At 71.9% G+C, this 22,238-nt stretch carries 13 protein-coding genes; 7 read left to right on the forward strand and 6 right to left on the reverse strand.

What is annotated here, in order from left to right; all coding sequences use genetic code 11:
- Positions 1 to 6 precede the first annotated feature (6 nt).
- Positions 7 to 531: a GNAT family N-acetyltransferase gene (locus FHR36_RS10900; RefSeq protein ID WP_253796015.1), complete on the forward strand. Its 525-nt coding sequence runs from the start codon at positions 7 to 9 to the stop codon at positions 529 to 531.
- A gap of 189 nt (positions 532 to 720) precedes the next feature.
- The gene (locus FHR36_RS10905) at positions 721 to 2,781 is read left to right on the forward strand and encodes a discoidin domain-containing protein (protein ID WP_253796016.1); all 2,061 of its coding nucleotides are present in this window, start codon (positions 721 to 723) and stop codon (positions 2,779 to 2,781) included.
- A 73-nt stretch (positions 2,782 to 2,854) separates the two neighbouring features.
- On the opposite strand, the gene FHR36_RS10910 is transcribed toward FHR36_RS10905, so the two are convergent.
- Complete coding sequence (locus FHR36_RS10910) at positions 2,855 to 3,901, reverse strand: glycoside hydrolase family 19 protein (protein ID WP_253796745.1); 1,047 nt, start codon at positions 3,899 to 3,901, stop codon at positions 2,855 to 2,857.
- A gap of 253 nt (positions 3,902 to 4,154) precedes the next feature.
- Here FHR36_RS10910 and FHR36_RS10915 point away from each other — a divergent pair, with 253 nt between their 5' ends.
- From FHR36_RS10915 to FHR36_RS10930, 4 genes are all read left to right on the forward strand, one after another.
- Entirely contained in the window at positions 4,155 to 4,544 is a 390-nt protein-coding gene (locus tag FHR36_RS10915; protein WP_253796017.1) for a hypothetical protein, read from the forward strand.
- Positions 4,545 to 4,772: 228 nt separating this feature from the next.
- A complete protein-coding gene (gene ctaD / locus FHR36_RS10920) occupies positions 4,773 to 6,533 on the forward strand; it encodes an aa3-type cytochrome oxidase subunit I (protein WP_456077704.1) in 1,761 nt (586 codons plus the stop codon).
- A gap of 44 nt (positions 6,534 to 6,577) precedes the next feature.
- Positions 6,578 to 6,904: a hypothetical protein gene (locus tag FHR36_RS10925; RefSeq protein WP_253796018.1), complete on the forward strand. Its 327-nt coding sequence runs from the start codon at positions 6,578 to 6,580 to the stop codon at positions 6,902 to 6,904.
- A gap of 266 nt (positions 6,905 to 7,170) precedes the next feature.
- A complete protein-coding gene (locus FHR36_RS10930) occupies positions 7,171 to 9,555 on the forward strand; it encodes a phosphoketolase family protein (protein ID WP_253796019.1) in 2,385 nt (794 codons plus the stop codon).
- A gap of 22 nt (positions 9,556 to 9,577) precedes the next feature.
- Here the strand turns inward: FHR36_RS10930 and FHR36_RS10935 are convergent, their stop codons facing one another.
- Entirely contained in the window at positions 9,578 to 11,917 is a 2,340-nt protein-coding gene (locus FHR36_RS10935; protein WP_253796020.1) for a DUF8508 domain-containing protein, read from the reverse strand.
- Between the two features lie 262 nt (positions 11,918 to 12,179).
- Between FHR36_RS10935 and FHR36_RS10940 the strand changes: the two genes are divergently transcribed.
- Complete coding sequence (locus tag FHR36_RS10940; RefSeq protein WP_253796022.1) at positions 12,180 to 13,124, forward strand: LysR family transcriptional regulator; 945 nt, start codon at positions 12,180 to 12,182, stop codon at positions 13,122 to 13,124.
- Positions 13,125 to 13,697: 573 nt separating this feature from the next.
- Here the strand turns inward: FHR36_RS10940 and FHR36_RS10950 are convergent.
- The 4 genes from FHR36_RS10950 to FHR36_RS10965 all read right to left on the reverse strand — a co-directional run bounded on the left by FHR36_RS10950 (position 13,698) and on the right by FHR36_RS10965 (position 22,230).
- A complete protein-coding gene (locus FHR36_RS10950) occupies positions 13,698 to 16,256 on the reverse strand; it encodes a collagenase (protein WP_308199273.1) in 2,559 nt (852 codons plus the stop codon).
- A gap of 300 nt (positions 16,257 to 16,556) precedes the next feature.
- Positions 16,557 to 18,515 (reverse strand): S53 family peptidase, encoded by a 1,959-nt coding sequence (locus tag FHR36_RS10955; RefSeq protein ID WP_253796024.1) that lies wholly within the window; start codon positions 18,513 to 18,515, stop codon positions 16,557 to 16,559.
- Positions 18,516 to 18,700: 185 nt separating this feature from the next.
- Positions 18,701 to 20,179 (reverse strand): serine/threonine-protein kinase, encoded by a 1,479-nt coding sequence (locus FHR36_RS10960; protein WP_253796025.1) that lies wholly within the window; start codon positions 20,177 to 20,179, stop codon positions 18,701 to 18,703.
- Positions 20,179 to 22,230 carry a WD40 repeat domain-containing serine/threonine protein kinase gene (locus FHR36_RS10965; protein ID WP_253796026.1) on the reverse strand — a complete coding sequence of 684 codons (2,052 nt, stop codon included), beginning with the start codon at positions 22,228 to 22,230 and terminating at the stop codon, positions 20,179 to 20,181. Before FHR36_RS10965 ends, FHR36_RS10960 begins: the two co-directional genes overlap by 1 nt.
- Positions 22,231 to 22,238 lie beyond the last annotated feature (8 nt).

A 22,238-nucleotide genomic window follows, 5' to 3' on the forward strand; every position in this document is an offset into this window, starting at 1 on the left:
GGGGGCATGAACACCTCTCCTGCCGGGATGGCCGAGGTCGCCCTGCGCGTGCACGTCCGGGATCTGACACCGGCCGACCTGGCCGCCTGTGGCTGGGCCGGCTCCGCCACTCATCTGCGCCAGGTGGCCGTGGAGTTGGGGCGGGCGGCGGTCGGCCACGTGGACTATCTCGCGGTCTGCACGGCGGTCGACCTGCCGGTCGCGATCGGCGGCGTCGACTACCGGGCCGCGCCCGGCGCCGGCGTGCTGTGGCAGCTCGCGGTGGTGCCCGCCCTCCAGTCCTGCGGCCTGGGCACCCTGCTCATCCGGGCCGCCGAGCAGCGGATCCGGGCGCGCGGCCTGCGGCGGGCCGAACTCGCCGTGGAGGAGGGCAACCCCCGCGCCCGGGCGCTGTACGAGCGGCTCGGCTACGCCGCCTTCGACCGGCGGCCCGAGGCCTGGGACGAGGAGGCGCCGGACGGCTCGGTCCGCCGCTACGAGACCGTCTGCGTGCTGATGCGCAAGGAGCTGCCAGTCGGGGCAGTGCATTGATACTGACCGGTCAGTAATTCGGTCCGAACTCTTGACTCCCCCTTTGCCGCTCGCGATTCTCGGGTGGATCCCGCACGACCCACCCCGGCACGCACCCAGCGGGCACCCCCGCGGGAACCCCAGCACCAGCCCCAGCACTTGCCCCAGCACCCACCCCCACCCGCCTCCCGACACGCAGAGGTGTGATCAATGACAGGGCACCATCGCGGCAGACGTGTCGTCACGTTGCTGCTGACGCTCTTCCTCGCCGCGGCCGCCGCCATGTTCGGCGTCGGGCCCGGCCCCTCGGCCAGTGCTGCCAACGGATGGTGGAACCCCACCGCCCGGCCCGTACCCGACTCGCAGATCGACGTCACCGGCGCGCCGTTCACCGGCACCGACGCCAACGGCAAGGTCCGCGGCTTCGTCGACGCGCACAACCACCTGATGTCCAACGAGGGCTTCGGCGGCCGGCTGATCTGCGGCGCGACCTTCTCCGAGCAGGGCGTCGCGGACGCCCTGAAGGACTGCCCCGAGCACTACCCCGACGGCGCGAACGCCCTGTTCGAGAACGTCACCGGCGGTGCGAACGGCCACCACGACCCGGTCGGCTGGCCCACCTTCAAGGACTGGCCGGCCCACGACTCGCTCAGCCACCAGCAGGACTACTACGCCTGGGTGGAGCGCGCCTGGCGCGGCGGCGAGCGGGTCCTGGTCAACGACCTGGTGACCAACGGCCTGCTGTGCTCGATCTACCCGTACAAGGACCGCAGCTGCAACGAGATGGACGCGATCCGCCTCGAGGCGAAGAAGTCCTACGAGCTGCAGGACTACATCGACCGGATGTACGGCGGCTCCGGCAAGGGCTGGTTCCGGATCGTCACCGACGAGAACCAGGCGCAGAAGGTCGTCGCCCAGGGCAAGTTGGCGGTCGTGCTCGGCGTGGAGACGTCCGAGCCGTTCGGCTGCAAGCAGATCCTCGACGTCCCGCAGTGCAGCCAGGCCGACATCGACCGCGGCCTGGACGAGCTCTACGGACTCGGTGTGCGCAGCATGTTCCTGTGCCACAAGTTCGACAACGCGCTCTGCGGTGTCCGGTTCGACGAGGGCACCATCGGCGTCGCCGTCAACGCCGGCCAGTTCCTGTCGACCGGCACCTTCTGGCAGACCGAGCAGTGCGCCGGACCGCAGGCCGACAACCCGATCGGACTGCCCACCGCGCAGGCTGCCTCGCTGCTGCCCGCCGGTGTCAGCCTGCCGACGTACGACAACGGCGCCCGCTGCAACACTCGCGGGCTGACCAGCCTCGGCGAGTACGCCGTCCGCGGCATGATGAAGCGCCACATGATGCTCGAAGTCGACCACATGAGCGTCAAGGCGGCCAACCGGGCGTTCGAGATCCTGGAGTCCGACGCCTACCCCGGCGTCATCTCCAGCCACAGCTGGATGGACCTGCAGTGGACCGAACGGCTGTACAAGATGGGCGGGTTCATCGCCCAGTACGACCACTCGGCCGACGGCTTCGTGGCGGAGGCGCACCGTACCAAGGCGCTGCGCGACCAGTACCACGTGGGCTACGGCTACGGTACCGACATGAACGGTGTCGGCGGCTGGCCCGGCCCGGTCGGGGCGGACGCGTCCAACGCCGTGAAGTACCCCTTCACGAGCGCCGACGGCGGCTCGGTGATCGACCGCCAGGTGACGGGTGACCGTACCTGGGACATCAACACCGACGGACTGGCGCACAACGGCATGGTCCCGGACTGGATCGAGCAGATCCGGCTCAGCGGCGGACAGGACGTGGTGGACGATCTGCTCAAGGGCGCCCAGTCCTACCTGGACACCTGGCACGCCACCGAGCAGCACCGGCCCGGCACCAACCTGGCCGCCGGCACGTCGGCCGGTGCCAGCTCCTCCGAGTGGAACCCGTTCATCAGCTACAAGCCCGGCCGGGCGGCCGACGGCGACCGCTCCACCCGCTGGGCCAGCGACTGGAGCGACGACCAGTGGTACCAGGTCGACCTCGGGGCGGCGCACACCGTCCACCAGGTCACCCTGGACTGGGAGCGCGCCTACGGTCGCGAGTACCGCATCGAGGTCTCGAACGACGGCAGCACCTGGCAGACCGTCTGGTCGACCGCCGACGGCAACGGCGGGCTGGACACGGCGGTCTTCACCCCGGTCTCCGCGCGGTACGTGCGGATGCACGGCGTCCACCGCGGCACCGGGTGGGGCTACTCGCTGTACGAGTTCCAGGTCATCGGCACCTGACGGCCGGATCGCTGACGCCGCGGCCGGACCGCCACACCTCGTGACGGTCCGGCCGCGGCGCTCCGCGGGACGATCAGCAGGACAGGTTGGTGCCGGCCGGGACGCCCAGGATCGACGTGAAGCTCTGGTAGGCGTTGATCCGGCTCTGCACCTGGGCCGGGTTGCCGCCGTTGCACTCCAGCGAGCCGTTGATGCTGCGGATCGTCTCACCGAAGCCCGCACCGTTGACCATCGCGTTGTGCGGGGTCATGGTGCCCGGACCGCTCTGGGTGTTCCAGTACCAGAGGCCGGTCTTCCACGCCACGGCGGCGTCGGTCTGCACCAGGTTCGGGTTGTGCAGCAGGTCGATGCCGAGCGAGTCGCCCGCCGCCTTGTAGTTGAAGTTCCAGCTGAGCTGGATCGGACCGCGGCCGTAGTACGCCGACTGGCCGGCCGGGCACCCGTACGGCTGCGAAGTGTCGCAGTAGTGAGGGTAGTTGGCCGTGTTCTGCTCGACGATGTAGACCAGCCCGCCGGTCTCGTGGCTGACGTTGGCGAGGAACGCGGCCGCCTCCTGCTTCTTCACCGTGTCGCTGCCCGTGGTGGCGAAGCCCGGGTACGCGCTGAGCGCGGCGGTCAGGCCGGCGTAGGTGTAGAAGGAATTCCGGTTCGGGAACATCTGGTTGAACTGCGCCTCGGAGACCACGAACCCGCCCGGGTTCGGCGGCGGGGTGGTGCCGCCACCGCCCCCGCTGCAGCTGTACGGGTCCCAGTACCAGGTGCTGATCACCGGGTCGTAGCCCGGGTTGTCGTGCTCGGCGATGTACAGGTTGCCGTCGGTGTACCGGACGATCGCGCCGGTCGCGTAGGTGTGGCCGGCCTGCCAGGCGGGGTAGTCGCAGCCGCCGCCCGAGGGCGGGGGCGTACCGCCGCCGCCACAGGAACCCTGGTCGGCCCAGACGCCCGAACCGCCGGTGCTGGGCGTCTCGCCCTGGGTCCACCACTTCGCCGACCAGTTGTGTCCGCCGTACGAGGCGGTCATGCCGCCGGTATAGACCGCCGACGCCGACCACGATGCCACACAACTCGCCGCGTACGCGGGCGAGGCGAGGGGGACGAGGGCCGCGAGGCCCAGCGCCATGGCCACTCCGGCCAGTAGCGCGATGATCCGATTCTTTGACACAGGCCACTCCTTGCGGGGGGATCGAGTGGGATTGCCAGTACTCAAGTGCATTGGTCCATACCTGTCAAGAGGTCTATACCGCTGGTCGATTGACGAATCGGAATAGGCGGCCTGACGGACGGTCGGGGCCGTTCGGCCCTGGTGGGGGGTGGGGCGGGGTGGGGATGGTGGCTCCCGGCGCTCGCGCGGGGGTGCCCGAGGGGAGTTGGGCATGGACTGTTGCGACGTGATGGTCACCGTCCGCGTCACGACCGCAGAGCGGGTGCTGCTGCGGCGGCTCGCCCGGCAACTCGGGGACGACGTCTCGGCGGTGGTTGCCGACGGGCTGGTCGATGTGCTGCCGATGCTGCTGTGCGAGCGCGGTGCGCGGCAGATGGCCGAGGTGCTGGTCCGGCCGGCGCCGGTCGCGGTGACGGTCTGGCTGCCCGGCGAACTCGCGGACCTGCTGGGGCCGGTGGGGGAGTGGGTCGGGGCTTCGCCCTGTGCGGTGCTCGGCGCGGCCGTCCGGCTGTGGCTGGGGCAGGGGTGGCTCCGCGCGGGGTCGGGGCTGCGGGTGATGCGGGCGGGACGAAGGCGTGCGGCGGTTCCCGCGGCGGCTTGACGTCGACCACAGGGGCGCGGGGAACTGCGCGCCCAGCCATTTGCCCAGGTGGGGTGGTGGTCGGTCGCGCAGTTCCTCGCGCCCCCTGGTGGCTGGCCTCAATCTGTTGGGGACGGTTGGGTGGGACCGCCGGGACCAACGGCCCTACGGGGCGTGAGCGGTGGAAGCCGAGCATGGAGCGCCGCCCTGGGCGGCGTTCGGTTCGGCGAGTACGAAGGAGGGCGGCCGGTGGCTGCCATCGAGGTGGGCGGGGAGACGGTCGGGGGCAGGAAGCCCGGATCGGCGCTGGTGCGGTTGTTGACGACGACCGACCACAAGACGATCGGGTCGATGTACCTGGTCTCGGCGTTCGGGTTCTTTCTGGTCGGCGGGGTGCTGGCGCTCGTGATGCGGGCGGAGTTGGCCCGGCCGGGGACGCAGATCCTGTCGAACGAGCAGTTCAACCAGGCGTTCACCATGCACGGTTCGATCATGCTGCTGCTGTTCGCGATGCCGCTGTTCACCGGCTTCGCCAACTGGATCATGCCGCTGCAGATCGGCGCCCCGGACGTCGCGTTCCCGCGGCTGAACATGCTGGCGTTCTGGCTGTTCCTGTTCGGCTCGCTGATCGCGGCGGCCGGTTTCGCGACCCCGCAGGGCGCCGCCGACTTCGGGTGGTTCCTCTACGCGCCGCTGTCGGACGCGGTCCACTCGCCGGGTGTCGGCGCCGACATGTGGATCATGGGCGTGACGCTGTCCGGGTTCGGGTCCATCCTGGGTGCGGTCAACTTCATCACGACGATCATCTGCATGCGCGCCCCCGGTCTGACCATGTTCCGGATGTCGATCTTCTGCTGGAACGTCCTGCTGACCGCGATCCTGGTCCTGCTGGTCTTCCCGGTGCTGGCCGCCGCACTGCTGGCGCTGGAGGCGGACCGCAAGTTCGGCGCGCACGTCTTCGACCCGGCCAACGGCGGGGCGATGCTGTGGCAGCACCTGTTCTGGTTCTTCGGCCACCCCGAGGTGTACATCCTGGCGCTGCCGTTCTTCGGCATCGTCTCGGAGATCGTCCCGGTGTTCAGCCGCAAGCCGATGTTCGGCTACTCCGGGCTGATCGCCGCCACCATCGCGATCGCGGGCCTGTCGGTGACCGTGTGGGCGCACCACATGTACGTCACCGGTCAGGTGCTGCTGCCGTTCTTCTCGTTCATGACGTTCCTGATCGCGGTCCCGACCGGGGTGAAGTTCTTCAACTGGGTCGGCACCATGTGGAAGGGCTCGCTGAGCTTCGAGACGCCGATGCTGTGGACGGTCGGCTTCCTGGTCACGTTCCTGTTCGGCGGTCTGACCGGCGTCCTGCTGGCGGCGCCGCCGATCGACTTCCACGTCTCGGACTCGTACTTCGTCGTCGCGCACTTCCACTACACGCTGTTCGGCACCGTGGTGTACGCGATGTTCGCCGGCTTCCACTTCTGGTGGCCCAAGATGACCGGGAAGATGCTCGACGAGCGGCTCGGCAGGATCACCTTCTGGACCCTCACCATCGGCTTCCACACCACCTTCCTGGTCCAGCACTGGCTGGGCGCGGAGGGCATGCCCCGCCGGTACGCGGACTACCTGGCGTCGGACGGCTTCACCGCGCTGAACACGGTCTCGACGATCGGCTCCTTCCTGCTCGGCCTGTCGATCCTGCCGTTCCTCTACAACGTCTGGAAGACGGCCAAGTACAGCGAGCGGGTGGAGTCCGACGACCCGTGGGGGTGGGGCCGTTCGCTGGAGTGGGCGACCTCCTGCCCGCCGCCGCGGCACAACTTCACCAGGCTGCCGCGGATCCGCTCCGAATCCCCGGCGTTCGACCTGCACCACCCGGAGATCGCCGCCCGCGACCACCTGGACAACCATGGCGAGCCCGCCAAGCACCTCGCCGGCGTCACACCCGCCGAGTACGACGTGCCGCGGGTCGGCCGCCGCGTCCGCTCCGTCGAGCCCGGTACGGGCAGCGAGAGCTGAACGCTGCGGTGCCTCGGCAGACCCGAACGACCATGGAGGAGAGCATGGCCCACCCCGTTCTCGCGCTCGGCGCGGCCGCCGTCACCCTGGCCGGCAACGTCTGGTACCTGCCCGCCCTCGTCGACCTGCGGGCCGGCGACGACCGCCCCCGCGCCACCCGGCTGGCCGCCGTCGCCTGCCTGGTGTGGTGGATGGGTGCGGCGGCGGCCGGGCCGCTCCTCCTGAGCCCGCTGCCGGGGTGGGCGGCGGAGGCGGTCGTGGTGGTCGGCGCGGGTGCGGGCGGCGTGCTGCGGTGCGTTGCGGCCGGCGTCGGGCGGCGGGAGCAGGTGGAGCAGGCGCGGCGGTGGGAGGCGCTGGCGCTGCGGGTGTGACGTCAATTGGGCAAGAGGGGGCGCGGGGAACTGCGCGACCGGCCATTCGCTCACGTAGCGCCGTGGCCGGTCGCGCAGTTCCCCGCGCCCCTGACTGTGGGCCCGAAGGTCCCGGGGGTCCTCGTTGTTTCGGCGACCCGTACGTGTGCGTGGGCCGCAGGGTGTGGCCCGAACGGCCCTGTGCCCGATCGAGTGCGGCGGGTGACGATGGCAGGGCCCGCCCCCGAGGGCCGGCGGCGCCGACCGATCCCGAGGAGACCGCAGCCATGAACGAGACCCCCAGCCCGGTGCCCGCCCGGCTCTCCGAGCGGGAGCTGCACGCGCTCGACGCCCACTGGCGGGCCGCCAACTACCTGGCCGCGGGCCAGATCTACCTGCTGGCCAACCCGCTGCTGCGCGAGCCGCTGCGACCGGAGCACATCAAGCCCCGGCTGCTGGGCCACTGGGGCACGTCCCCCGGCCTGAACCTGGTGCACACCCACCTCAACCGCGCGATCGCCGCCCGCGACCTGGACGCGATCTGCGTCTGGGGGCCGGGCCACGGCGGTCCGGCGGTGCTGGCGGGCTCCTGGCTGGACGGCAGCTACACCGACACCTATCCGGGCGTCACCCGCGACGCGGAGGGCATGGCGAAGCTGTTCCGCCAGTTTTCCTTCCCCGGCGGCGTGCCCAGCCATGTCGCCCCCGAGACGCCCGGCTCGATCCACGAGGGCGGCGAACTCGGCTACGCGCTGTCGCACGCGTACGGCGCCGCCCTCGACAACCCCGGGCTGCTGGTCGCCTGCGTGATCGGCGACGGCGAGGCGGAGACCGGGCCGCTGGCCGCGTCCTGGCACGGCAACAAGTTCCTCGACCCGGTGCACGACGGCGCCGTGCTGCCGATCCTCCACCTCAACGGCTACAAGATCGCCAACCCGACCGTGCTGGCCCGGATCCCCGAGCCGGAGCTCGACTCGCTGCTGCGCGGCCTCGGCCACCTGCCCCTGTACGTGAGCGGCGACGACCCGCTGACCGTCCACCGCGAGCTGGCCGAGACGATGGACCTGGCCCTGGACCGGATCGCCGCCCTCCAGGACGAGGCCCGCACCGGCGGCAGCACCCGGCGCCCGCACTGGCCGCTGATCGTGCTGCGCACCCCGAAGGGCTGGACCGGCCCGGCCGAGGTGGACGGCGTGCCGGTCGAGGGCACCTGGCGGGCCCACCAGGTGCCGCTGGACCAGGTCCGCAGCAACCCCGCGCACCTCGCCCAGCTGGAGGCGTGGCTGCGCTCGTACCGGCCCGAGGAACTGTTCGACGAACTCGGCCGGCCCACCGCCGAGGTGCTCGCCTGCGTACCGGAGGGCGGCCGCCGGCTCGGCGCCAACCGTCATGCCAACGGCGGCCTGCTGCTGCGTGAACTGCCGCTGCCCCCGCTGGAGACGTACGCGGTGCCGGTGGACAAGCCGGGTCGGACGCTGCACGAGCCCACCCGGGTGCTCGGCGATCTGCTGGCCGACCTGATGGCGGCCACCGCCGAGCGGCGCGACTTCCGGCTGGTCGGCCCGGACGAGACCGCCTCCAACCGGCTCCAGGCGGTCTACGGCGTGACCGGGAAGGCGTGGCAGGCGGACACCCTGCCGGTCGACGAACACCTCGCCCGGGACGGCCGGGTGATGGAGATCCTCTCCGAACACACCTGCCAGGGCTGGCTGGAGGGCTACCTGCTGACCGGCCGGCACGGGCTGTTCTCCTGCTACGAGGCGTTCGTCCACCTGGTCGACTCGATGGTCAACCAGCACATCAAGTGGCTGCGCACCACCCGCGCGCTTCCTTGGCGGGCGCCGATCGCCTCGCTCAACTACCTGCTCACCTCGCACGTCTGGCGCCAGGACCACAACGGCTTCTCCCACCAGGACCCGGGCTTCGTCGACCACGTGCTCAACAAGAGCCCCGAAGCGGTCCGGGTGTACTTCCCGCCGGACGCCAACACCCTGCTGGCCACCGCCGACCACGTGCTGCGCAGCCGCGACTACGTCAACGTGGTGGTCGCCGGCAAGCAGCCCTGCTTCGACTGGCTGGGCCTGGACGAGGCCCGGGCGCACTGCGCGCGCGGCGCCGGGATCTGGGAGTGGGCCGGTACCGAGGACGGCGTCCGCGAACCGGACGTGGTGCTCGCCTGCGCCGGGGACGTGCCCACCCAGGAGGTGCTGGCGGCGGCCGGCCTGCTCCGCCGCCACCTGCCCGAACTGGCGGTCCGGGTGGTCAATGTGGTCGACCTGGCCCGGCTGATGCCCGCCGAGGAGCACCCGCACGGCATGCCCGACGCCGAGTTCGACGCGCTGTTCACCCGGGAGCGGCCGGTGGTCTTCGCCTATCACGGCTACCCGTGGCTGATCCACCGCCTCGCCTACCGACGGGCCGTCCACCCGAACCTGCACGTGCGCGGCTACAAGGAGTCCGGCACCACCACCACGCCGTTCGACATGGTCGTCCGCAACGACCTCGACCGGTACCGGCTGGTCATGGACGTCATCGACCGGGTGCCCGGCCTCGCGGTGCGGGCCGCCGGCCTCCGCCAGGAGATGGCCGACCGGCGCACCCGCCACGACGCCTGGATCCGCGAGCACGGCACCGACCTGCCCGAGGTCGCCGACTGGAGCTGGCAGGACTGAGCCGGCCGCGCGCGGTGCACGGTTACGGCAGCGAGAGGCGGACCACCTGCGGGTCGTGGTCGCTCAGCTGATCGGCGAACTCGGAGTTGAGATGGACCACGTCGTAGCTGTACGCGCCGCCCGCGAGGGCGGGCGAGAGCAGGATGTGGTCCAGGACCTGCGAGTTGCCCTCGTACACGTAGGTGTAGCGCTCGGCCGCCGGCAGGGTGCGCGGCAGGTCGACCAGCGAGCCGCCGGCGGTGAGGAGGTCGGCGGTCTGCGAGTACTCGAAGTCGTTGAGGTCGCCGAGCACGACCACGGCGGCGTTCGGGTCCACGGCCAGGATCCGGTCGGTGAAGTTCTTCACCACGGTGGCCTGGTCGTGGCGCTGGGTCTCCGACGGGCGGCTCGGCGGCTGGAAGTGCCCGAACAGCGGCTGGTCGCCACCCTTGGAGTTGAAGTGGTTGGCGATCACGAACACGGTGTGCCCGTGGAAGGTGAACTCGCCCGCGAGCGGCTTGCGGCTGCTGCCGAAGGCGGAGTCGGCGGGGTCGATCCGGCCGGGGGAGTACGTCAGCGCGGGCACACCGGCGTTGTTCACGACCGAGTCCGCGGCGGTCGAGGTGCCACCGGAGCGGTCGGTGAAGGCCAGGCCGCGGTCGGTGCGGAACATGAAGACCTGGCGGATGTTGCCGCCCGGCTCGCCCCCGTCCTGGTCGTTGACCGGGTTGATCTGCCGGTACGCGTACGTCGGGCCGCCGGCGGCGGTGACGGCGGCGGTCAGCTTGGCCATGGTCTGGTCGCAGGCGACCGTGCCGTTGTCGGTGGCGCCGTTGTTGTCCTGGATCTCCTCCAGGGCGACCAGGTCGGGCGACTTGAGATTGGTCACGATCTGCGCGGCCAGGCCGTCGAACTTGGCCTGCGGGTCCGAGGGGTCGAGGTTCTCGACGTTGAAGGTGGCGGTGGCCAGTTCGCCGGCGGCCGGGGTCGCGGTGACCTCGGGCGCGATGCCGCCGGGGGTGACCGCCGGGGTGGCGGTGACCAGCAGGTGGTAGTCGCCGAAGGCGTAGTCGAGCACGCCGACGGTGGCGCCGGTCAGGGTGTCGCCGACGTCGACCACCGGGGTCGGGGCGAGCGTGTCGTCCAGGACCACCCGCTCGGGGTTGGCGTCGTTCGCCTGGAGCACGATGCCGCCGCGAGCTGTGCGCGTGGTGCTGCCCGGCGGCACCACCGGCACCTCGCCGTAGGAGTTGCTCGGGCCGACCACGGCGGCGTTGTCGATCTCGACCCGCATGCCCTCCAGCGACTCCCAGAAGTCGATGCCGTCGGTGGCCGGGTCGAACACCGCGCCGGTCTCCACGTCGCCGGTGGCGTCGTCCTCGATCACTGCGGCGGGCGGCACCCGGCCGCCGGCGCCGATCACCGTCGCGGCAGGCAGCGCCGCGTTGTGCGCCAGCACGGTGACGGTGGGCGAGGTGAGCTCGGTGGTGGTCAGGTTGGTGGTGCCGCCGGTGCCGCCCGGGCGGAACTCGCCGACCGTACCGGCGACCGTCACCGAGTCGGCGACCGCGACAGTGGGTGCGGTGCCGGTGTAGACGAAGATGCCCTCGCTGGTGGCCGGGTCGGCGTCGGGCTGCGGGTCCTGCATCCAGAAGCCGGTGGTGGACCTGGCGGTGACCACACCCGGGATGCCGGTCACCTGCTGCCCGTTCAGCGGGGAGATGTGGGCGGCGCCCTGGACGGTGTGGATCCGGGTGCCGCCGCTGGTTGTGGCGGAGTTGCGCGGGCTCGGCGCGGCCACCGCGAAGTCGGCCGCGTTGTTGTCTGTGTCGGTCGTGCCGCCGCCCGCCCGCAGCGCGGCGGTGGTGTTGGACAGGTTGCCGGTGGGCGAGGTCTCCGCGGAACTCGCCGTCGAGCCGTACCCGACGAAGTCCCGGACCCCGGCCTGGGTGGCGCAGCCCGTCGAACAGGTCAGCGCGGTGGAGGTGGTGACCAGCGCGACCTTGCCCGCGGTCGCGCTCAGCGCCAGCGTGCCGGTGGCGTCCGGCGCCGGGAGCGCGGAGCCGCTGCCCGAGCCGGCCGCCTCCTGGACGAGGTACCAGTGGCCCGGCGCGATGGTGCCCGACAGCACGGTCCTCGACCAGCTGGAGCCGGTCGCGGAGGCGTACTGCACCGTCCAGCCGGCCAGCGAGACGGCGCTCGTCCCCCGGTTGTACAGCTCGACGAAGTCATTGGTGTACGGGGCACCGGAGTTGCCGCCACCGCCGTACACCTGGCTGATCACCACGTCCGGCGACGCGGCGTACGCGGTGCCCTCGGCCGGCGCCAGCAGCCCGCCCACGACGAGCGCCGCGGTGAACGCCGCGGCCGCCGTGCCCCGCACGCCTCTCGGTATCGAATGCACCTCGGTTCCTCCCGGGTTGAGGTTCGGATGTGCCGGAGTTCTCCCCGCGCGGCCGGTACCGCAAAGGGGCGGCCGGGCATCGCGCCGTCGGACGGCCCGTGAACTCGGCACGCCGGCCGCCCGGACCGTCCACCCGCGTCCACCCGCGGCGACCTCTCGGCGACCTCTTGGCGTGGACCCCCGATCTCGCCTAACGTCCAGGCCGGTTGTCGAACGGACGAGGCAAGGCCGAGGTGCACGCATGGAACTGGAACTCCGCCACCTGCGGACGCTCTGCGTCATCGCGGAGGCCGGCAGCCTCGGCCGGGCGGCGGCGACGCTCGGACACAGCCAGGCCGCCGTCTCCACCCAGCTCGGCCGGCTCGAACGGCACTTCGGCCAGCGGCTGTTCGAGCGCGGCCCGGACGGCGTCGAGCCCACCCCGTACGGCGCGGTGGTGCTCGCGCAGGCCCGCGAGGTCCTGCTCGGCGCCGAGCGGATCGGCCGGCCCGCGGCCGGCACCGGCGGCGGCACGCTGCGGCTCGCCGCCACCAACACCCCGATCCTTCCCGGTCTGGCCCGGCGGATCTGCGCCCTGCTGCCCGAACTCAGGCTGAGCGTCAGCAGCGTCTACGCCTCCTCCGACATCGTCGAGCAACTGGAACGAGGCGAGATCGACGCCGGACTCGCCGTCGACTACCCGGGCCGCGAGTTGGCCCACTCCGAGCTGATCGAGCACCGCGGAATCGTCACCGAGCCGGGCTTCGTGGCCCTGCCCGCCGACCACCGGCTGCGCCACCGCACCGAGGTGTCGCTGGCCGAACTCGGCGGCGAGGCCTGGTTCCTGACCCCCGACGACGGCGCCGGCTGGCCCGGGGTGTTCCACACCGCCTGCCGATCGGCCGGCTTCGCGCCCGCGGTCCTGCACGAGTTCCTCGGCGACCAGTTGCAGCTGCAGCGGATGATCGCCGAGGGACTGGGCGTGTCGGTGGTGCAGGCGACCATCCAGCCGATCCCCGGGGTGATCGTCAAGCCGCTGTGCGGCACCCCGCTGTGGGCCCGCTACCTGATCGCCTGGCGGCGCGACGCCCAGGCCGGGGTGCCGGCCGAGACGCTCTACCGGGCGGCCGCCGACGCCTACCGCGAACTGATCGCCCGGGCCGCGCACTTCCAGTCCTGGGTCGCCCGGACGTACACCTCGCCCTGATGCGGGCACGCCGTGGCGGGCGGCTGCCGGATCGCTCCGGTGATCGCCCGCGTTGTTGGACCGGTTGGTGAATCGGGCGGTCACTGGGTCGCGTTGGTGACGTCCGTGCGGCGGGGCGGTCGGTGAGGGTGATGGGCCGGGTCGCCGGGATGTACAGCTCGCCCTGATGCGGGCACGCCGTGGCGGGCGGCTGCCGGATCGCTCCGGTGATCGCCCGCGTTGTTGGACCGGTGGTGAATCGGGCGGTCACTGGGTCGCGTTGGTGACGTCCGTGCGGCGGGGCGGTCGGTGAGGGTGATGGGCCGGGTCGCCGGGATGTACAGCTCGCCCTGATGCGGACACGCCGTGGCGGGCGGCTGCCGGATCGCTCCGGTGATCGCCCGCGTTGTTGGACCGGTTGGTGAATCGGGGGGTCACTGGGTCGCGTTGGTGACGTCCGTGCGGCGGGGCGGTCGGTGGCGGTGATGGGCCGGGTCGCCCGCACGTACAGCTCGCCCTGATGCGGGCACGCCGCGGCGGGCGGCCGCCGGATCGCTCCGGTGACCGCCCGCCCCTGCCGGGCCGTCGGGGGGGTCAGAACTGGGTGGAGACGGTGACCCCGCTGAAGTCGGTGACCGCGTACAGGCTCAGGTAGCGGTAGCCGGCCGTCGGGTTGGTGACGGTGAGGGACTGCGTGGTGCCCGGGTTGGTGGAGGAGGCGGTGAAGGCGCTCGGCGAGGCCCAGCCGCTCTCGTTGTAGTACAGGGCCAGCGAGCCGGTGCCGCCGGAGGTGGTGACCTTCAGCGTGCTGGTGCCGGCGGGCAGCCAGAGGTACAGGTAGTCGAGGTTGCCGGCGGTACGGGCGCGGCCGCTGCGCGAGCAGTTCTGCCCCATCGCGTCGGTGCGGGTGTCGGTGCAGGTCGGCAGGGTGACCGGGCCGCCGCTGGTGACGGTGACCGAGGTCGGGGTGGAGGCGCTCTTGCCGTTGCTGTCGGTGGCGGTCAGCGCGACGGTGTAGGTGCCGGCCGCGGCGTAGGTGTGGCTGGGGTTGCGCTCGTCGGAGGAGGTGCCGTCGCCGAAGGTCCAGTGCCAGGCGGTGATCCGGCCGGGGCCGGTCTGCACCGAGCGGTCGGTGAGGGTGACGGTGCCGCCGTTGACCGACTGGTCGAAGAGCGCGGTCGGGCCGGTGGCGTAGCAGGCGCCGCCGGCGCAGGCGTTCAGCCAGGCGTCGAACTCGGCGTCGTAGCCGGTGCCGAGCGAGTTGTACACCGCGTAGCCGCCGGTGTAGTCGCCGGTGCGGAAGTGCCCGAGCATCGCGGCGACGTCGGCCGGGTGCTTCTCGAGCATGAACCGGACCGACAGGTAGCCCCACGGGTAGACCCGGGTGGAGTCCGAGTTGTCGTAGGTGTTCTGGAAGATCGTGCTGAGCTTGTAGGTGTGCTTGGCCGCCTGGGCCATCGCGTCGGTGTCGGTGAGGCCGCGGTAGGTGTACGACACGTACTCGGCGATGCCCTCGACCCACCAGATGTCCGGGACCGACATCTGGGTGCCGAAGGTGCCCTTCATGTCGTAGATGCCGTCGAGGTAGTGGGTGTACTCGTGGTTGAGGTTCCACACGTTCGCCGGGAAGCTGTCGTTCCAGGACTTGAGGAACATCACCGACACGGCCCGGTTGTTCGGGTCGGTCGGGTCCATCACGGTCTGCCCGCCGTTGTCGGTGGAGTTGCCGAAGATCGCCCAGGAGTAGGTGGCGTAGTCGTTCTTGTTGGCGAAGACCGCCAGCGTGATGTTCTTGTCGTACGGGTTGACCGGGCCGTTGTCCTTGACCAGCGTGTGGAAGAACCCGTCCTGGCTGCGCAGGCTGGTGCAGACGGCGGCCAGGTCGGCGGCCGACAGGGTCTGCGTCTGGATGGTGCGGTTGTCGCACACCAGCTGGTTCGGCAGCACCGCGGCGGTCAGCTTGGCCGGCAGGTTGCAGGTGTCGTAGTACGAGCACTGGCCCGGGTCGTACGCGTTGGCCTGGTACGCGGTGTGGACGTACAGGCCGCCGGTGGAGCCGAGGATCGGCGCGCCGTCGAGCACCCGCTTGACCTGCGGCTTGGCGAGCGCCTCGACCGCGGCGCCGTCGCCGGCGATCCGGCCGAGGTCGTTGCCGGCGTTGGTGACGAGCACCGCGTTGGCGCCGGTGAGCAGGTCCTTGTGGTTCAGCGCGAAGTTGCCCAGCGAGGTGATCACGCCCGGGTCGGTGGTGACCGCGCCGACGAAGTCGGTGTTCCAGTTGCCGCGCCAGAGCGGGAAGCGCAGCACGTTGTTGACCGCGCCGACCATCTGCGCCGAGGCGTTGTACGAGTTGTCGAAGCCGTCCAGCAGCCGCCGGTAGACGGTGAGGAACTTGGCCTGGAGGTTGGCGCTGTCGGTGAGGGTGACCACCTCCTTGAGCACGGCGCCGTTGGCGTCGGTGACGTCGCGGGAGTGCGCGGTGGCGAAGAAGGCGTCCAGCCCGGCCTTCACCGCGTCCGTCAGCGCGGAGTCGTACGGGCCGACCACGGCCGGGTTGTTCGACTGGATGTAGTACCCGGCGCGCAGGAACAGCACCAGCTGCAGGATGCCGGTCGAGTCGTCGCCGGTGTACGAGGCGGCCTGGCCCTTGAAGGCGCCCGCGACCGCGAGCATCTGCGACTGCTTGAAGACGCTCGCCGCGTCGGAGGTCGCGACGTTGAACAGGGTCGAGACGCAGTCGGTGGTCGAGGACTGGACGAACGCGGCCAGCGCAGCGCCGCTGCGGCTGCCGAAGTCGGCGGCGGTGCAGCTCTGGGCGTCCACCCCGGCCGCGGCGGACCTGGCCTTGGGGGCGGCGAGCGGGGCGGCCGGCTTGCCGGCCTCCGGCGTGCGGCCGACGGCGGCCTGGCTGAGCTGCGCGGTCGTCAGCGGGGCGGCGGGGGCGCCGAGCGCCGTAACGCCCGCCGTAACGCCGGCGAGGTCGGCGGCGGCCGGCTTCGGGGCGGCGGCGGAGGCCGTGGCCGACTTGGCGGCGGCTGCGGAGGCGGACGGGGCGGGGGCGGCCAGTGCCGGCGAGGGCAGCAGGGTCGCGGCGGTGGCGCAGCAGGCGGCGAGGCCCGCGGCGAGTGAGGGAAGGGGTATGCGCAGGCGCACGGCCGAATCCTTGTCGGGTGGGGGAGCTGACCGGGAGTCAGCTGCTGGGGGTGTTGGGGGTTCGGCGTGATCCTGTCAGCTTCGGGGCATCAGAACAATGTCACAGGTCATATGACATCGCTTCCCGCGGTCATAACGTCGAGAGGAATTCTTGGCCCGGCGGGTGCCGGAGGCCCTGCCCCGCTCCGGAAACGCCGGACGCCCGTGCGCCCTGAGGGATCTCAGGTCGCACGGGCGTCGAGGGACGGGCCCGGCTCGGAGGCCGGAGCGGTCAGCGGCCGCTCAGCGGCCGGTCGGCCGTCAGCGGCGGAAGAACGGGAACGCGTACGAGGCGACGTAACCGGGGGCCGGCGAGCCGACACCGGTCACCTCGTCGTAGCCGCGCACCGCGGACAGCGAGCTGTCCTTGCCGAGGCTGCGCACCGAGGTGGTCAGACCGCCGGACGCGTCCGTGCTGTTGGCGAAGTCGACCCGGGCCACCGCGATCTCGCGGCCCGCGCCGAGCGGCTGGTCGGTCACGTCGTGGAAGAGCGGCGAGCCGTAGCGGGCGTAGATCCCCGGGTTGGCGAAGCCGATCGGGAAGTGCCGGGCCTGCTGCGCCAGCGCCTGGACGCCCGCGATGACCGGCGCGGCCAGCGAGGTGCCGCCGATCCGGTACTCGTCGTACGACACCGAGCCGTCCGGCCAGGACTGGGTCTGGCCGACCAGGAACCCGGTGTTGGAGTCGGCGACCGCCGCGATGTCCGGAACGGTGCGCATCCGGGTCGAGCCGCCCGCCTTCGCCATCGCGTCGGGCACCACGCCGTGCTGGTAGAACGGCTGCTTGACGGTGGAGCTGACGCCGCCGCCCGCGCCGCCGGTGAACGTGCCGGGGAAGTTCGTCCAGCTCTTGCCGTCCGCGGCGAGGACCGACTTCTGCACGCCCCAGCCGGTCTCGAACTGGTACTTGTCGCCCTGGCCGACGGCCAGCGAGGTGCCGCCCACCGCCGTCACCCACGCCGAGTTGGCCGGGGTGTCGACCTGCTTCTTGCCGGTGTTGGCGACCTCGTCGCCGTCGTCACCGGAGGAGAAGTAGAAGCCGATGCCCTCGATCGCGCCCAGCTTGAACGTCCGGTCGTACGCGGCCGCGGTGTCCGAGGTTTCGTTGGCCTCGATGTCGCCCCACGAGTTGGAGACGATGTCGGCCAGCCGGCTGTCGACGATCTTGTTCAGCGCGTCCAGCAGGTCCGGGTCGTTGCAGGAGGCGGCGCCGACGTACACGATGTCGGCCTCCGGCGCGACGGCGTGCACCGCCTCGACGTCGAGCGACTCCTCGCCGTACCAGCCGGACGCACCGCAGTCGTCCACGCTGGTGTACGCGGACGGCAGGACCTCCGAGTACTGGCCCTTGCGGTAGGCCCGGTCACCGTTGCGCTTGGCGTACGCCGCCGCGTCCGCCGCCATGGTCGGCGACGCGTACGCGTCGGTGATCGCGACCGTCACCCCCTTGCCGGTGTACCCGCCCGCGCCGTACGCGGCCCGCAGCTGCCGGCCGGTGTAGCCGTGGATCGCGTACGGGACCTTGCCGCCGTACGCGTCCGGCAGCGTGGTCGCCGTGTTCGAGCCGAAGTAGGTCGAGAACGGGCCCGCGTTGCGGAAGCCCTCGCCCGGACCGGGCAGGGTGTCCTGCGGCTTCGCCCGGTGCGGCGCGTTGTCCAGGCCGGTCACGGTGAGCACGGCGTCGGCCAGCTCGCGCGGGGCCGAGGCCGCGTGGGCCGGCGCGTGGAACGTCCGGCCGTCCTTGCGGTAGTCGTGCAGCGGGGTGGCGAACGCCTTCTGCACCGCCGCCGCGTCACCGGTCACCGAGACGTAGTGCCGGTCGGAACCGGTCACCGTCAGGCCCGCGGACTTCAGCCACGCGGTGACCGCCGCAACCTGCTGCGGCGACGCGCCGAACCGCTCCTCCGCCTGCGCGGGCGTCAGGTACTTGCCGAACGACGACGAGTTCGGGTCCGAGACCGCGGTCGCGTACGCCGTCAGCCCCTGCGCGTCCCGCCCCGCGAGATACACACGGGCGCTGACCTGCGTCGCCCCCGAGGTGGCGCCCGCGTCGGCGGCGCCGCTCGTCCACTCCGGTGCGGTGCCCTCCAGCGTGGCCCGCCCACCGGGAACGGTCTCCGCCTGCGCCGCCGGAACACCGGCGGCGAACGTCCCGGCGAGCAGCGACAGCGTCGCCGCCGCTCCCACCGCGAGCCGGCGCCGGGCGTGATTGGGTGTCATGGGTCCCCCCTGGGATGGCCGTGCGGGAACGCAGAGTTCCGCCCCCGCCCTTGTCAGGGCCGGATCATATCGATCACCCCCGCCATCCCATAGAGCCCCGACGGCGAAAACCACCTCGCCGCACCGGACATGACGGAAGGTCCCAACAGTCGCGGCCCTACCGTCCCCGCTCAGGTGAATCCTCCTCACTGCTGGTTCATCGTCGGCGTGACAGCCTCGGCGAACTGCTGGGGCATGTAACAGCCCCCTCCGCCAATGACGTTGGGCGGGACGCTGTAGAGGACGGCCGCGTATCCGGTGCGCACCGTCCAGTCGACCTCGCAGCTCTCGCTGTCGATGTCGTCGTACGCGCTGCGGTTGCCGTCCGGCCTGGCCGCGTTCTTGCGGTGCGGAAGCAATTGGACCGCGGTGGGGGAGAAGGCGAGCGTGATGTTCGCGCCGCGGACGGTGGATGGACCGCTCCTCCAGGTGCAGGTGGAGACCGCTGTGTCGCCCGAAGACGTCCCGCCGGGCGTTCCCACGGTCGTGAGCCCGAAGCGCGCGATGAGCTCGTTGCCGATGACGTCGCAGGGCTTGCCGCTCCACCGGAGGGCCGTGACGGTCCCGGGGCCGGGCGCCGGGCTCCGGGTCGATCCCGGCGTCGCCGGTGCCGGGGGGTTCAGCGCCATGGCCGTCACCACCGTGCCCGCTGCGACGACCGCCAGGGCGATCACGCCGGCGAGGAGGCGCCGACGCCGGGGTGTGGAGCGTGGTCGGCTCGGGGAAGCGTCCTGCGGCGGCGTCCCGGTCGGGTCGGGCAGGATCAGCGTGGCATGGCGGTGTTCGCTGATCAGCGCGTTCACCCCGGCGGGCAGCCACTGGGTGTCGTCGGCCGAGGTGGCGAGGGCGCGGACCACCTCCGCGACCTCCGGACGCCGGTCGGGTTCGGGGGAGAGGCAACGGGTGAGGAAGGGGACCAGGTCGGCGGGGACGTCGTCCAGCCGGGGTTCCCCGTGGATGGTCCGATAGAGGATCACGTCCGGTCGCCCCTCTCCGTAGGGGTGTCGACCGGTCGCCGCGAAGATCAGCACGCAGGCGAGCGCGAAGACGTCGGAGGCCGGGCCGGTGGTCTCCCCACGGGCGTGCTCCGGCGACATGTAGCCGGGGCTGCCGATGAGTGCGGTCGTGTGCTGGGCAACGTCCAGCGCGCCGGCGATGCCGAAGTCGATGACCCGTGGACCGTCGTCGGCGACGATGACATTGCCCGGCTTGAGGTCGCGATGGACCAGCCCGGCGGCGTGGATGGCGCTCAGCCCCTCGGCCAGACCGGAGCCGAGGACCCGCAGCGCCGTGTGGGGGAGCGGACCGAGCCGACGGACGGCTTGCAGCAGCGTCGGCCCGGGGATGTACGCGCTGACCGACCACGGCGGATCGGCCTGCGGGTCGGCGTCCACCACCTGCGCGGTGTAGAAGCCCCCCACCTTGCGGGCCGCGGCCACCTCGTGCGCGAAGCGGCGCCGGAAGTCGGGATCGTGCGCGAGTTCCGGATTGACCACCTTGACCGCGACCAGACGGCCTCCGGGCGAGCGGCCGAGGTAGACCCGGCCCATGCCGCCCCGGCCCAGCCGCTTGAGGAGTTCGTAGGGGCCGATCCGCTGCGGATCGCCGCGCTCGAGCGGTTCCATCAACCCACCTTCCACACCTGGACGGCGCCCAGCAGGTCGGTGGTCTTCGTGGTGGCTGCCAGCATCTTTCCGTCCGGGCTGAAGGCCACCTCGCCGGCGCCGCTGCGGCCCGCGACGGCCGAGGCGAGCTGCTTGCGGGTGGACAGGTCCCACAGCTCCACCCCTCCGCCGGCGGCGGTGGCGAGGGTGGTGCCGTCCGGGCCGAGAGCCACGGACTGGTACCCGGAGGCGGTGCTGCCGAGCGTGGCCGTCAGCCGGTGCGAGCCCATGTCCCACACCGCGATGCCGCCGTAGGTACCGACCAGGGTGCGGCCGTCGGCGCTGAACGCCAGGCAGACCACCCCGTACGTCTCGGTGCTGTCCAGCGCCAGGGTCGCCGTCGGGGTGAAGGACGCGGTGTCCCACAGCTGAACCCCCGCCTTGTCCATGCCGTAGCCCGCGGCCAGGACGCGGCCGTCCGGGCTGAAGGCCAGGGACATCACGCTGGTGCTCGCCTTCCTGACCGTGCCGGCCCTGACGACCAGGGTGGCGACCCGCTTTCCGGAGCCGACCTCCCACACCTGGACCTTCCCGATGCAGTCCTTTCCACTGCGCCCGAGTGCGACCAGGCGGCCGTCGGGGCTCAAGGCGACGGCATTCCCGGGGGAGAGCGTGGTTCCCTCGTCGCCGGAGACGACGGAGACGACGTCCTTGAAGTTCGCGATGGTCGTGCTGGGGGTCACCTGCCAGACGCTGACGCCGATCCGGTCGGCCGTGAAGTCGCCGGCGCTGACATCGAGCGGGAGCATGTAACTGGCGGCGAGGAGGTTGCCGTGGCCGAACGCCACGGAGCCGATAGGGGATTTTTTCGCCGGGGCCACGTTGCGGACGGCATCGGCCCCGAGGCCGCCGGGGTCGCGGAAGACGTTGATCTGCCCCTGCTCCGTGCCGGAGGCGAGGAAGGCGTTGTCGGGGCTGAAGGAGACGGCGAAGACGTCGCTCTGCGCCCCGACTCCCATGGTGCGCACGGGCGTCAGCTTGACCTCGGCCGTGCGCCCACCCGCTCCGCCGGAGTCCCGACGGCCCGACGCGTGGTCGCCGCCCGGCCGCAGCCAGAGCCCGAGCGGGACGGCGACGGCGGCAGCGGTGCCGGCGCCTGCCAGCGTCAGCAGGGCCCTGCGGCTCGGCCGTGGGCGGTTGCGGGCGTCCGCGTCCTCCTGCCGTTCCACGACCATGCCGGCGAGCGACGGCGGGAGCCACGGTCCGGTGAGCCCGGTGCCGGTCAGCCGGCGGCGGATCTCCTGCAGGCTCGGCCGCTCGGCCGGGTCCTTGGCCAGGCACGCGCCGGCCAGCTCCCGCAGGGGGGCCGGCACACCGGACAGGTCGGGGTCCTCCGCGACGATGCGGTGGAGTGCTGCGGAGCCGCCGTCCCGCCCGAAGGGCGGATTCCCGGTCGCGGCGAAGACCAGGAGACCGCCGAGCGCGAACACGTCGGAGGCGGGCCCGGTCACGCCGCTGCGGACCTGCTCCGGCGCCAGGAAGGAGCTCGGCACCGCGGCGACCGTCCTGGACGGATGGGCGTCGTCCCACGCGTGGGCCAGGGCGAAGTCGGTCACCCGGGGGCCGTCGCCGGCCAGGATCACATTCCCCGGGGTGAGGTCGCGGTGCAGGTGGCCGACGGCGTGGATGGCCTCCAGAGCCTCGGTCAGACCGACCCCGAGGACGCCGACCGCCTCGTAGGGCAGCGGACCGTGGGTCGCCACCGCCTCCGCCAGGGACGGACCGGGGATGTACGCGCCGGCCAGCCAGAGCGGGTTGCCCACCGTTGCGGCGTCCACGACCTGCGCGACGTAGAAGCCGCTGACCTCCCGCACTGCCGTCACGGTCTCGCGGAAGCGGTCACGGAACCGCTGGTCCGCGCCCAACTCGGGCGCGACCACCCGCAGTGCGACCAGTCGACCGCCGCGCGAACGGGCCAGAAAGACCTCGCCCAGCCGCCCCTGGCCCAGTCGCCCGAGCAACTGGTACCCGGCGATCTCGCGCGGATCGGCCGCCTTCAGGGCCTGGACCATCGACTGTC

This window comes from Kitasatospora cinereorecta (assembly GCF_024172095.1).
GTDB lineage: Bacteria > Actinomycetota > Actinomycetes > Streptomycetales > Streptomycetaceae > Kitasatospora > Kitasatospora cinereorecta.